Annotated in this window: 8 protein-coding genes; 5 read left to right on the top strand and 3 right to left on the bottom strand. The window is 46.4% G+C overall.

Annotation, left to right across the window (positions count from 1 at the left end; translation table 11 throughout):
* Positions 1-633 precede the first annotated feature (633 nt).
* Entirely contained in the window at positions 634-1,578 is a 945-nt protein-coding gene (locus QUA71_RS12405; protein ID WP_333285258.1) for a hypothetical protein, read from the top strand.
* Positions 1,579-1,725: 147 nt separating this feature from the next.
* On the opposite strand, the gene QUA71_RS12400 is transcribed toward QUA71_RS12405, so the two are convergent.
* Together QUA71_RS12400 and QUA71_RS12395 are read right to left on the bottom strand one after the other, a co-directional pair.
* Complete coding sequence (locus QUA71_RS12400; RefSeq protein WP_333285257.1) at positions 1,726-3,846, bottom strand: hypothetical protein; 2,121 nt, start codon at positions 3,844-3,846, stop codon at positions 1,726-1,728.
* 127 nt (positions 3,847-3,973) lie between these two features.
* Positions 3,974-5,731, bottom strand: a complete 1,758-nt coding sequence (locus tag QUA71_RS12395; protein WP_333285255.1) for a CHAT domain-containing protein — start codon at positions 5,729-5,731, stop codon at positions 3,974-3,976.
* A 679-nt stretch (positions 5,732-6,410) separates the two neighbouring features.
* Between QUA71_RS12395 and QUA71_RS12390 the strand changes: the two genes are divergently transcribed.
* From QUA71_RS12390 to QUA71_RS12375, 4 genes are all read left to right on the top strand, one after another.
* Positions 6,411-8,363 (top strand): FAD-dependent oxidoreductase, encoded by a 1,953-nt coding sequence (locus QUA71_RS12390; RefSeq protein ID WP_333285281.1) that lies wholly within the window; start codon positions 6,411-6,413, stop codon positions 8,361-8,363.
* A 307-nt stretch (positions 8,364-8,670) separates the two neighbouring features.
* A complete protein-coding gene (locus tag QUA71_RS12385; protein WP_333285253.1) occupies positions 8,671-9,357 on the top strand; it encodes a methyltransferase domain-containing protein in 687 nt (228 codons plus the stop codon).
* Positions 9,357-10,427, top strand: a complete 1,071-nt coding sequence (locus tag QUA71_RS12380; RefSeq protein WP_333285252.1) for an aromatic ring-hydroxylating dioxygenase subunit alpha — start codon at positions 9,357-9,359, stop codon at positions 10,425-10,427. The genes QUA71_RS12385 and QUA71_RS12380 overlap by 1 nt, the downstream gene beginning before the upstream one ends.
* A 163-nt stretch (positions 10,428-10,590) precedes the next feature.
* A complete protein-coding gene (locus QUA71_RS12375; protein WP_333285250.1) occupies positions 10,591-12,273 on the top strand; it encodes a DUF262 domain-containing HNH endonuclease family protein in 1,683 nt (560 codons plus the stop codon).
* 102 nt (positions 12,274-12,375) lie between these two features.
* Here QUA71_RS12375 and QUA71_RS12370 read toward each other — a convergent pair whose 3' ends face one another.
* Entirely contained in the window at positions 12,376-12,849 is a 474-nt protein-coding gene (locus QUA71_RS12370) for a hypothetical protein (RefSeq protein ID WP_333217170.1), read from the bottom strand.
* Positions 12,850-13,049 lie beyond the last annotated feature (200 nt).

The raw sequence follows: 13,049 nt of genomic DNA, 5'->3' as shown, positions 1-13,049 counted from the left end.
CAGACAGTTATAGGTAGGATTGTGGCTGCTTGTCGCATCCCTTATACAGCTTTATATCCTATAATGTCAAGCTTTTTAACCTAACTTTAAACCTCGCGACCCGGCCGGGGCTATTTTCCCGCCATGAGTGGGGAACTAAGACCTAAAGGCTGGTAGATTTACCCGATCCAAACCAAAGTTCAGGCTTGACTAATTTTGGTTTTTTGATGCCCGCTGCCGTGGGGACTTGCCAGGATGATCGCCGTTTTAGAGACTAACCGTCGGCGGGTTTAATTTCCCGCTATTTTAACACAACTTTTTTGTTGTTTGAGTGCGACTGCAACTGGTGGTGCTTGACCCGCTGTTGGTCTAGGGAAAGCTCACTTGCTTGACAGACCAACTATGCCCAAGATTCCTAGCGGTTTTAACGATGTTTTTACCTACGGACGATCGCAGGAGTTTAGTGCTAAGCTGGCGAAAAAGCAGAACTCGAAAATAGAGCTGCTGTCAGAACAAAAAACCCAGACGCTGGGGGTAAGCAAGTTATACCATTTTCGATTAAAGAATTGGAAGTAACTGATGACATAAAGGTTGGGAGCTTGCCTACACTTGGATTATGTTGGCTAACTGGTATTAGTGAAAAAGTGAGGTTTTATGGAAGATTTTGGTGTTATTATTGCTTGCTGCGACCAAGATTATTTGTTGGCAAAGGGTTGCTGTGCTAGCATCCGATATTTCCTGGGAGATGTTCCCATCTGCTTGTTGATTGACGGTACGTTTTCCGTGAGTCCCCTAGAAAAAGTTTACGGAGTGCGCGTCATTAATCACGATACCGTCTCTGAGCCACTTCTGAGAAAAAGAAGCTTTGGTTGGGGAAAAAGTCATATGATTCCCTTTTGGGAAAGTCCTTGGCAAAATTTCCTCGTGATGGATGCAGATACAATTGTTTGGGGAGATGTCCTCAAATTGGCTAATTTTCAAGACTTCGACTTTATTATTGACCAGCCTTGTAACGATTACTCAGATGCGGATATCACGGAATTTTTCTTTGACATTCCGGGAGTCGAAAAGTATTTTCCAGATTTTCGTTGGCAAGACTATCGCTCTCGCTATGTCTGTCCAGGCACATTCTTTGGGAAGCGAGGTGTTTTCAGCTTAGAGGAGTATAGAAAGATTTTGGATTTTAATGATGAACATCCAGAGATATTTAAGTATGGAGACATGGGCTTTTTTAACTTGATGGTCTTCCGCGCTGCTCAAGAGGGCAAACTGCGGGTGCAGAATGTGGATATGCAGTTGTTGGTGCCGGATTTTGACCAGGATTTGCTGAGAAAGCGGTTTCCGGTTGAGTCAACCGGGCCTGGGGGCGATCCCACTCAGGCGACTGTGATTCACTGGTGCGGGCCAAAGCCAAGTTTATCTAATGGGAAAGTTTACTCGGAACCGATGAATTTTTGCCGTCGCAAGTGTCAGGAGGATGTTTGGAACCGCACGGGTTTGGCTGCCGAGATGTCGCTGCAAGTTGAGGATTTACAGCGATCGATCTACGTGTATAAGAATAAGTTTAAGAAGAAGTTTCGGCAGTTGACTGGTAAGTAGATTAGGACTGGGGCGCGCGGGCCAGAAACCGGGAATATTCCTCGATTTCTCGCCACCCAATCCAGATTTTTTTAATAGTCTTTTGTCAAGAGGCTTTTTTTAACCGCAGATGTCAGCGGATGAACGGCGATACACGCGGATTTGGGCTTACCCATCCAGGGGTAAAGTTGGCCCGGGTGGGGGTAAAACTTGGCGGTGAACGCTTACTTTGTGACTTTCCCGCTGAGTTTGCATTTCGACGGCGATCGCCTCAAATTCGACTTCCATGCAGCCGTAGGGAATCTCTAACTCGACACTTGCTCGAACGTTTCCCAACCCGTTAGATTTAAATTCGGTAATCCAGCGCGGCCCGTCGAGAATCAGGTAGGTTTGTCGATCGTACACCCAAACTTTCACATAAATCCGGGGCATTAATTCCGGCAGTTGCACTTGCACTTTTACGGGCCCGCCGGCAAGGATTTCGGCCCGCGGCAATTCCAAAATCGGCATCGGTACTAACTCGTCTTCGGGCAAAACGTAGGGAGTCGGGGGAGTTACTTCTTCTGCGACAGTTGTGGTTTTTTTAGCAACTTTTTTCGGTTGCGGGGGTTCGTCAAAAACCACAAATTCTCTGGCTTCCGGGCTAGTGGATTTGGGATCGGAATTGGTTTCGCTGGTTTCGGGTTGCTGCTGGGTTGGGCTGCTTTCTTCCACAACAGCAATTTCGTCGCTGCTATTTGCGACGGCTGTTGGAGTTGGTGACAGGGTGGTTGCTTTGAGCCAGTCGGGGGATTCGCCGTTGCTGGCTAAGGAACTCAGTCGCGACCAAAATCGACTTTCGACGTTTAAGGTTTGAAATGCCTTTTTTGTGGGTGCTGGCGGAGTTTCTGGGGCTGTTTTTTCTAATTCGGGGCTGTTTTCTGGTTTTTGGTCGATCGCTCCGGTTTCCGCTGTTTTAGGGGAAGTTGGGATGTCTGAGGGTTTGGTTTGTGGGTCGATCGACTCTGCGACTGTTCGAGGCGAATTGGAGATTTCCGACAGCAATTGCGATCGGCTGCTGTCGGGCAGTTTGTTGCCAAATGCGGGCAATTCTAGACCACCTCCACTTGGGGTGTGACGCGAAGCCAGTAGAGGGGGTAAGGCTTCCGTGGTTGGGACTTCGGCGGGGGATGGAGGGTCTAAGGATTTTTCTACTAGCTGGAGGAAGGATATATTTTTGGCGCTTCCCGACGGTTTTGAGGCTGTTGGGGAGGGTTCGGCTTGATGCTTTTCTTCGATGAAATTGTCTTTAATTTCCTGTAGAAGGTGCTCTAAACGGGCTGTAATTGTGAATAGTTTGGTGGCTAGGGTGATGCCACCGCTGCTGAGAATTGCTTCTCCTAAAATTAGGCGGCTTTTGCACTCGGTTGGGATGTAGGTGACGCAGGCAAAGATGCAGGGGGGAACTTGTTCTGGCATCGGCTGCTGGATTTCTGCGAGAATTTTTGAGGTTTGGGGGTCGCGCAGGTAAATTTGCAGTTGTGCTGAACCGATGAGTTGTTTGAGTTCTATCGCTTCGGATTCGGGGATGAGAGTTGCTGTTTTTCTGCTTTGTTGGGGGTGTTGGGGAATGTCGATTTTGCCGGAAATGATTAAGGGGCGACCGAGTTGGGTGACGAAGGTTTCTCGATCGAGGACGAGTTCGAGTTTGACGCCCGGTTTGGGTTCGGGGGTTTGGGGAATGGGGAATTGGTAGATTTTGGTCTGCTGCGGTGCTGAATCGGCTGCTGGGATTTGGGTTGGTGCGGGGCTATCGACCGCTGCTGCGATTTGTGGGGCTGGGCGATCGACCGGTGCTGCGATTTGTGGGGCTGGGCGATCGACCGGTGCTGCGATTTGTGGTGCTGCGGGGGAAGTTGCGGGTTCGGTTTGGTCGATCGGCGGTAGGGGTTCGGAGGTTTCCGATTCTGCGGGCAATACTTCCAACTGAACGCCGTACTGCCAAGGTTTTAGTGGTGTTGCTTTGGGATCTGGCAAGCAGGAGAGTTCCCACAGTCCGGGTTTGAGCCTGGTGTAGGGAATGATCACGACTAATCCTTCGGGGTTGGTGCGGGCCGATCGGCTTTGGACTTTCCGCTGCGCCCCTGGGTCGAAGGAGGTATGGGTAACGCGAATTTCGATGTCGGTGTTGGGGTGCTGAATGCGAGCAACAACACGGTATTTACCTTCTAGAATTTCCACGTCGGAGGTTTCTAGGGGCAACCAGGCGCGATCGCCTTCTTTTTGTAGCAAAAATTCTAATTTTTTCATCTTTCTTTCCCCTTGAAGGCTCCCGCTTGATTCGTCACAGGTTGGTGGTGGTTTGTTGAGCGACAGCTACAGATATTAAATTACTTATGTTTTATAGCCTATCACCACTGTCGGTCAAGAGGCCCACTTACCAAGGACTGCCGATTATGCTGAAAGCTGCCCAATAATACGGATGGGATAAATCTTTGCTGTCGAGTTTGGAGATGGATGGGGGCAAGGGAGTTTCACCCCGGGAACTTCGCAGTTGACCGCGTTCGATCGTCACTTTGCCTTCGATCGCGGCAATTTGTGCTTGCCTGAGAGCTTCAGCTTTAATGATTGGAGGGTCGTTTGGCCTGCTGATTTTTAACTGCTGGTAAAACTCTGTCATCAGGGCGAGAGTGCCCGCATCGCTGACGTACCACAAGCTGGCGAGGGCTGATTTTGCTCCTGATTGCAGCGCTAAACCGGCAAATCCGAGTTCTGCTTCTTTGTCTCCCAAGGCGGTTCTACAGGCGCTTAATACTAACAGTTCGAGGGGCGGATTGTTCCATTTCAATTCTCTCATTTGAGCGAGGCGCAGTTGGGTGTCCCAAAATTGAATGTAGGAGTTATTTGGGGTTCCTGGGCGGAATTCGGCGTGGGTGGCAAGGTGGATGATTCCGTATCTTTGTTGCAGTCGCTGGGATTGCAAGTTTACTATGGTGAAATCTTCGTTGAGAAAGGATTGACCGGGCCACTGTCGGGCGATCGCGCCGAGTTCTAACGGCACTGCTGGCAGCGGTTCTTTGTTTGCCGTTTCTGCGAAATCTGATGCTCCCATTCCTAGGACTTGCACGTTTCTGAGGTCGGCGTAATTTATGTCTATGAGGTTGAAGGCGGGGATGCGGGCGAGGCTGTATTTTTCGATCAAAAATTGCTGTCCGTCGTGCATTGCTGCTAAGGGTACAGTTCGTAAACCTGCGCCGGCGCAGAACAGCAATGTTTCAATTTTTGCTGTTTGCAAATCTGTTTCTAGGGGTGCAACTATCCATTTGTAGAGTTGTTGGGCTGGTGCTAGATAGCTGGTGGTGTTGAGTTTTACGGGATTGGTGATTTCGCTACCTAATTCTTGGACTACTGAGAGCAGTTTCTCTTGTTTTGCTTCTGGAACGCTGCGGAGAATGGGCCGGCGATCGGGTAATATTAAAATTAATTCTAGTTGGTCGGTGCGCGGGATAGCGTAAATTAAAGCAGGTTTTTTCTTTGTTTGAACTGCTAGGCGGGAGAGAGTTTTTGATATTGCTTCGGCAGTTTGCCCACGGGTGTCAAAGTCTTGTTCAAAGTATTTTTGATAGTCTTCTTCCCAGGTTTCTTCGATTCTGGTTACGGCTTCGGTGAGGTTGCCCCGATCGAGCAAATTTCTCATTTCTTGCCCGTTAAGCCCGCCCTTGCCTGTGTTTTGGGCAATTGTAGCGAGGTTCGCGGTACTCCAGCAGAAAAATATTGCTATCAAACAGTAAAAAATAGCTTTTTTAATTTTTTTCTGAGTAGTGTGTTTTTGGCGTTGCTGCTGGGATTGGTAGTGCATGATTTTGGGGCGGTTAAGGGCGCCGTTGGCGGCAGCAGTTGGCAAAAGTTGGGATGTGGGTGGGAATTTTGACTGTGCTGGCGATCGCCGCACGATTGTAGCATTCAATGCCAACCGCAAATATCTACCGTAGGGTGTGGACACCAGCAGCAACAGAGTCCCCGCACCAAGAAATTCGCGATTTATGTAAAAGTTTGTAAAATGCAGGGGTTTTGCATAAACAGGACTTACGCGAAAACCCGGTTTCTTCAAGTAAGTCCTGTTTTCTACATAGCAGCCAGGTACATTTAACTGAGATGTTGCACCATTCTCAATAATCCTTTTATGAACAGGCAAGATGCCTGTTCCACAAAAAACTTATCTCTCGTGGAACGGGCATCTTGCCCGTTCTTAAAAATGATGCAAAATCTGAGTTTAACCGGCATTACCTCTAGGGCCGTCTTTGACTTTTTGCGGCACCTCTGCACTTCTCAAGTTGAATCGGGTTTGGTCTTGGTATTAAGTGAGGAATCCCCTGAATCGAGCGCCGATCTATTGAGTTACCTCAGGAGATATATTCTCTGTATTTACTTATTTTAAAATAGTTAAGTTTTTTCGCGCCAACTTACTTAAACCTCGACTGGTTAATTGTTTTGCCTTGGATAGCTGCCAGGTTATTTCCTACACTTCGCCGAGAGGGCATTTTGCCTAAGATTTAGCCTGAAAATCTCCTAGTTTTTTAACATCATTGCCGGCGGTTGCCAAGAGTTGAGCAACATCAATAAAAACACTTAATTATTTAGAGGATTTTACGCTAGGCGGTCGATCGCTTTTTCCTTGTTGATTCTTAGTTCTCTCCTAGATAGCTGAAGCCTGCTTCCTTCCGCTATACATTGTGTGCGATCGCACTTGACACGGTGCGATCGCGATCGGACGGGCAAATGAGTCTTCGTATTTCTTCACATATCCTGCTTTCGGTCTATGATATATGCCTTATGGCGTATTTGTGTTTAAAGCCCGTTACCGCGTACCGCTGATGAGTCAATCAACCAATTCACCGCTATCCCCACCAGTTTCTCGAAGAACCGCCCTCAAATTCCTCGGAGTCGGTGCCGCCGGCGGGCTGCTGGGCTACTCTCGATTTTCCAAGCCAGAGCCCACCGTTTTTGTGCAAGATTCTCTTGACTTGCCGCGAATGCTGAATAACCGCAAAACCGTTGCAGTTGTGGGGGCAGGCTTGGCCGGGCTCGCCTGTGCTTACGAACTCTCCCAGCGGGGTTTCGCCGTAACATTGCTCGACAAATCGCCCCAACTCGGTGGCAAAATTGCTAGTTGGCCCATTCAAGTTGGGAACGAAACTTTTATGATGGAACACGGTTTCCACGGTTTTTTTCCACAATACTACAACCTCAAAAGTGTGGTTGAAGAACTAGAAATTACTGATAACTTTGTATCTTTAGAATCCTACGCTGTTCTGTTTCGAGACGGCAAATACAAACCCGAAGTTTTCCGTCCCAACCATTCAGCTTTTCCCTGGAATATAGTTGATTTGGGGATATCTTCTCCCAATCGGCTCAAGTGGGGAATCAATCTTACAAAACCCGCTCACTGGCAAGTATTTCGGGAAATCGGCGGTTTTCAAACTAAAAAAACTTTCGATCGCCTCGACAATATATCAGTTGCCGACTGGGTAAAAGGTGAATTTCCGCGCGGGCTTTATGACTTGTATTTTCTGCCTTTTGCCAAATCCAGCCTCAACGCTCCAGATGAATTGAGCGCGGGAGAATTAATGCAATTTTTCCACTTTTACTTTTTCGGAAATCCAGAGGGTTTGGCCTTCAACGGCACGCGGCAAGATATGGGCACGAGTTTGGTGCAGCCTATTGCCCGAGCCATTGAAAGCAAAGGCGGCAAAGTATTGACAGATGTCGCAGTCAGTGAGATTCGCTGGGAAAACGGCAAGATTGATTCTGTGAGTTACCAGTCTGGAGACGTGCAAAGTAAAATACCTTTTTGGGTGAAGCGAAACGCGCTGTTAACTGACAGCAACTCTACCGAATATTTCGGCGCTGGGGACAGCGTATTTGCCGCCGCACCGTCGGGAAAAGAGGCAATTTCTCTGAGCTGCACTCACCAAGGCTGCACAGTTCAGAAACAGAACGACGGTCAATTTCACTGTCCTTGTCACGGGGCAGTTTTTGATGCCGAAGGGCGAGTTGTGAGCGGGCCGGCTCAGCGGGATTTGCCTCGATTTAAGGTAGTCGATGAAAAAGCAGATGAAATACAGTTAGCAGCAGCGGTTAACCAATCGCAGCCGCAAAAGTTGGGAGAAACATTGAAGGCTGATTACTATGTTTTGGCGGCAGATGTTCCGGGGATGCAGCATTTGTTTAGTTTAGCCAGCGGTGAGGTGAATCCGCAGGTGCAGAGCCGGATCGAGAGTTTGAATATAGCCGATCCGTTTGCGGTGGGCCGTTTTTGGTTCGATCGCGAATTTCCCTGGGAGCACAGCAATTTCAGTTCGCTTTCCGGCTACAAACTGACTGACAGCATTACGCTTTACCACCGAATTCAGGATCAGTTCATCGAGTGGAATCAGAAAACTGGCGGTAGTGTAGTGGAACTGCACGCTTATTGTTACAAGGAGAAGGAATTTCCGAACCAGGAAGTTTTACTGGCTACTTTTGAGCAAGAATTGTACGAAATTGTACCGGAATTAAAAGAGGCAAATATGCTGCACCGGGAATTAGTAAATCAAAAGAATTTCTCTGGATATCCGCCCGGTAGTTATGCGGAACGCCCGGAGACTTGCTGCGCTGTACCTAATCTTTTGTTTGCGGGAGATTGGGTAAAAATGCCGTTTCCTTGCGGTTTAATGGAAAGGGCGGTTAGCAGCGGTTTGTTGGCAGCTAATGCTATTTTATATCAGGAGGGTTTGCAGAGGCGATCGCTCTTGACGGTGAATCCCGAAGGCGTGTTAAAAATCTAAGGTTTGCAGCGGGGAGGGTTTTTATAAATCGTCAATTATTGGCTGCTATCCTCGGTGAAACCCGCCCCCAGCCCTACCAGTTTAGATTTTAGATTTTAGATGTTAGATGTCAAGAAATGGGAATGACTGATTCAAGAAGGGTTTGGAGCTTTCTTACAGTTGCATTCTTTTTTTAAGATGAGTTACGGTTTGTGGGTGTGGTTTCGCTGAGGGGAAAAGGCAGAGCTTGCGAACAAAAAAAATATCTGCGTTGAGGGGGGTGGATATACGGTTAAAATATTATTGAATGAGTATAAAGCAATAATAGATGCTGAAGAGTAACTGCAAAATTCGCAATAAATCTGTAATGTTTGATGCTTTTGCAACAGAATATGATTTCGCTGCCACCTTGCAAAACCAGAACGATTTCTTTACTAACAACCTATCGGCCAGCAAAGGTGCAGCATTAGAGATTGGCTGCGGTTCGGGAATTCTTGCTTTTGAATTAGCCCAGTATTACGATAATGTAGTGGCCGTAGATTTGTCAGCAAAAATGCTGGACATCGCCCGTCAAAAACGCTCAGCCCCGAATATCGAATACATCCAAATGGATGCCAGTCAATTAGCGATAGACCGCAAATTTGATTTAATAGTTAGTGCTGCTACTTTTCACCACCTGCCCAACCTCCCAGCCGCCCTTGAGGCAAGTAAAAAATTGTTAAATCCGCACGGAAAAATCGTCTTTTTAGATAATATATCGGAAGTCGAGACACCTCCTAGAATAGGCTACATATTAGGGGCAGCGAGAGATTTTAAGCCCGACTGTTCCACCTACGGATTTCGCAATGCTTTAAGATTATTAAAATTTAGATTGTCGCCGACGTGGTTGAAGCATTTAGCTAACGATAGGTATTTGTCAGAACGGAGATTTAGAAAAATTTACGGTCGTTGCTTTCCGGGCTGTTATTTTGTAAAATTGGGTTGTTTTATGGGCGTAATTTGGGAACATTTGTAATGCAAAACAACGCGATAAAATCGGTATCTGCAAGGGGAGAAAAAACTCACATCCGCGAGTTGGGCATTAATCTCGATCGCTGGTATGCCATCGCCCGCAGCACCGAGGTGCAAACTCAGCCGCTAGCTGCGAAAATCTGGAATCGGGCGATCGTACTTTTCCGCGACAGTGCAGGCAAAATCAACGCTTTAGAAGATAGATGTCCGCACAGGCAAGTTAAACTCAGCCACGGCCAAGTTAAAGGCGATTTAATCGAATGTGCTTACCACGGATGGCGGTTAAATGCAAGGGGAGAATGCGCCGAAGTCGATTATTTAGCAGAAAATCAAAAGCTACCTAACTGCAAAATTCGCTCCTATCCTGTCAAGGAAAAAAACGGTTTTATCTGGCTGTTTCCCGGCGAAGAAATGCGAGCAGAAAAAATAGATTTACTGGATTTGCCAGAGTGGGAACATCTCAATTATATTGCCACAGTTTCAGTCATCGACTGTCAGGCACACTATTCATTTTTAATTGAAAACTTGATGGATATGTACCACGGACACTTGCACGATGATTGGCAAGCTTGGGCAAATCCGGTGTTAGATACTATAGAAGAAAACGAGCATCAAGTAACAGCGCGCTATCAGGCACAAAGTTATTACAAAATAGATAAAATATGGTCAATTTCTCAGTTATTTTTTAAGTCTTTGCGCCGACTGCACCCGGAACCGCTGGAGGTGAGTTATGTTTACCCGCATTGGGTTTCAACTTTGGGGAGCGACTTTAAGATTTACTGCTTGGTTTGTCCGGTTAGCGAGACAGCAACTCGCGCTTATTTAATTCATTTTACCTCATTAAATGCGTTTTGGCGGCTGCACAAATTGCCTGTTTGGTTTCGCAGGTTTATCAAAGATAGTTGTTTCGGTGCGGCTCAAAAGTTATTAGATGGTTTGGTGCGGCAGGATGTGTTAATGATTGAGGAAGAACAGCAGGCTTTTTTGCAGAATTCAGAAAGAAAAAGTTATGAATTAAATCGGGCTTTGGGGAGTGTGCAAAAGTTGATGAGAAGTCAGGCGGAAAATGGATGATATATTCACTCGCAGATTGAAACCTGTGGCGGGACGAATGAAACCAGCCTGCACAGGCTAAGTTGAGGGTTAGCCTTTCCAAGCTTGAGCATGGTATTCTAGTAACAAGGAAAATTGACTTTCGGGAAGCAATTAACAACCACACCTAAGACAGGAACCCAGCATGAACCGTGTCAGCATCAAGGGTGAGGAACACCCCATTAGAAAAATCTTTAGCGATGACTTTATGTTCACCATTCCCCTCTACCAACGTCCCTATGCTTGGACAAATGAGCAAGCTGGAGAACTGCTGGAAGACCTGCTAACATCATTGGGAGATGGCAATGACACGATTGATCAACTCAACCCGTACTTTCTAGGCAGCATTGTTTTGATCAAATCTGGGCCGCCAGATGCTGAAATTGTAGATGGTCAGCAACGTCTAACAACTCTCACCATACTACTAGCTGCTCTCCGGGCATCATTGCCAACAGAACACGCCAATGACTTGACCACTTATCTATACCAAAAAGGCAGCTTAATCGCGGGTATAAATAATCGTTACCGTCTGACTTTGCGCGAGCGAGATGCCGACTTTTTTAAGGAATATATTCAAAATGAAGGTGGTATTAACAAGCTCAAAGAATTGAACAATGTTGAGCTGATGGATACTCAGAAGCTTATTAAAGAAAATGCACATTTATTCTTGCAACGTTTGCAGACGATCGCGGAATCCCACCGTATACGTCTTGCCCAGTTCCTCATTACCCAGTGCTTCTTGGTAGTGGTTTCTACGCCTGACTTTGACTCTGCATATCGGATATTTTCTGTGTTGAACAACAGGGGATTGGATCTCTCCCTAACTGATATCTTGAAAGCTGACCTTATCGGAAAAATACCCGAAAGCCAACAAGAAAAATATACTAAAAAGTGGGAAGATACCGAGGAGGAGCTGGGACGCGAGTTATTCAAAGATTTGTTTTCTCATATTCGCATGATTAAGGAAAAGAAAAAACTCAACAAGAGCGTCCTTAAAGATTTTCAGGAAAACATCAATCCTGCGGCTGGGCCTCAGCAATTCATTGATGAAATTTTAGATCCTTATGCTAAGGCTTTTTCGGAAATTCAGAACTTAAGGTATGAAAGCGAGCGGCGTGCAGAGGAAATAAATCAACTGTTTAAATATTTAGACAGAATTGATAATTTCGACTGGATACCGCCTGCCATTCTCTACCTGTCGCGCAACCGTAATAACCCGGATAATTTGGTGCGTTTTTTTACAGATTTAGACCGCCTTGCGGCAGGTTTAATGATTGTCCGCGCCAATATCAATGAGCGCATTGAACGTTACAGCAAATTGCTTACTGCTATTGAGCAAGAGGAAGATTTATTCAATTCCAATTCACCGCTCCAGTTTACTCCTGAAGAGTCAAACAATATCCTTAGAGTCCTCGATAGTGACCTTTACCTAATTCAAAAAATTCGTCGTTATGTTTTGCTGCGCTTAGATGCTGCTCTGTCAGAAGGTGAAGCATCTTACAACTTCTCCAACATTACTGTCGAGCACGTACTTCCCCAAAATCCAGGGGCTAATAGTGAGTGGATGAAGTGGTTTCCTAGTCAGGAAGAGCGAGATCAATATGTGCATCGTCTTGGCAACTTAGTTTTACTATCTCGTGCGAAAAACACTCTGGCACAAAATTATGATTTTGATGTGAAAAAACAGAAGTATTTCACCACTAATACAGGTGTTTCACCCTTTGCACTTACTACCCAAGTGCTGCGGGAACAGGAATGGACGCCAGAAGTAATCGCTCGACGACAGAAAGAGCTGATTAATGTTCTCAAGAATCTTTGGCGTTTATAGGATAATTGAATTTGATATCAAATCGCTCTTATCTGTCCATCAGCACAAAACCATCTGCGTCCATCTGCGGTCAAAAAAATCTAAATTCCGCCTGCACAAACTTTACTTTTTAGGTTGCTGCTGCTGGTAAACGCTGATAACTTTATCGGCATAAGTAGCAGTTGCGCCACTTTTGCAAGCTGCGGAGTCCCCTGTCATCCACCAGCAAGCGGCGCGGCGTACAGCGGTTAATTCATTGTTGCTGCTAGCTTTGTACTCGTCGCGCAGCAAATCGCCCACGATACAGGTAACAATTGATTTGGCTTTTGTCGCGTCGGCCTCAAATTGTTGCGGTGTTAAATCTTGTTTGGTACAGAATTTTGCCCAGCGGGAAATATTGCCCGGTAAAACTTGCCACTGACTGTACATTCCGTCATTTGCGGCTTGTGGCGGGGCGGCTTGTCGCAGCGCTTCTACGAGGGCGGAAACTTGGGCGTCGGTGACTGCTTGCGCTGTGGCTGGAAGTGCTTGCAATCCCAAGCTAATTATCAGGCTGCCGAATAGTAGATTGGTTTTTGCGATCGATTTAAAATTCATTCACAATGCCCTGTTTGATTTAAACTTTGTTTCCTCAAACAAGGTTTACTATTTTGTCTATCGAATACCTCTGTCTTAAGTATGATTTCCCCACTTAATGCACTGTCGATCGCCCTTACGATAGAAATTGTTAATCAAGTACGATAAAATCATGCAAGTACAACCCAGGGAAATTCGACGTTACACTACAGCAGAGGGTA

This window comes from Microcoleus sp. MON1_C5, from assembly GCF_036701875.1.
Taxonomy (GTDB): Bacteria; Cyanobacteriota; Cyanobacteriia; order Cyanobacteriales; family Microcoleaceae; genus Microcoleus.
The sequence above is the reverse complement of the archived record's forward strand: the minus strand, read 5'-3'. Positions and strand labels throughout refer to the sequence as shown.

What these genes read in the sequence shown, in the direction of transcription:
- QUA71_RS12400 (WP_333285257.1), bottom strand. Translation starts at nt 3,846, where the DNA reads ATGAAAAAATTAGAATTTTTGCTACAAAAAGAAGGCGATCGCGCCTGG.
- QUA71_RS12370 (WP_333217170.1), bottom strand. Translation starts at nt 12,849, where the DNA reads ATGAATTTTAAATCGATCGCAAAAACCAATCTACTATTCGGCAGCCTG.
- QUA71_RS12375 (WP_333285250.1), top strand. Translation starts at nt 10,591, where the DNA reads ATGAACCGTGTCAGCATCAAGGGTGAGGAACACCCCATTAGAAAAATC.
- QUA71_RS12385 (WP_333285253.1), top strand. Translation starts at nt 8,671, where the DNA reads ATGCTGAAGAGTAACTGCAAAATTCGCAATAAATCTGTAATGTTTGAT.
- QUA71_RS12380 (WP_333285252.1), top strand. Translation starts at nt 9,357, where the DNA reads ATGCAAAACAACGCGATAAAATCGGTATCTGCAAGGGGAGAAAAAACT.
- QUA71_RS12390 (WP_333285281.1), top strand. Translation starts at nt 6,411, where the DNA reads ATGAGTCAATCAACCAATTCACCGCTATCCCCACCAGTTTCTCGAAGA.
- QUA71_RS12405 (WP_333285258.1), top strand. Translation starts at nt 634, where the DNA reads ATGGAAGATTTTGGTGTTATTATTGCTTGCTGCGACCAAGATTATTTG.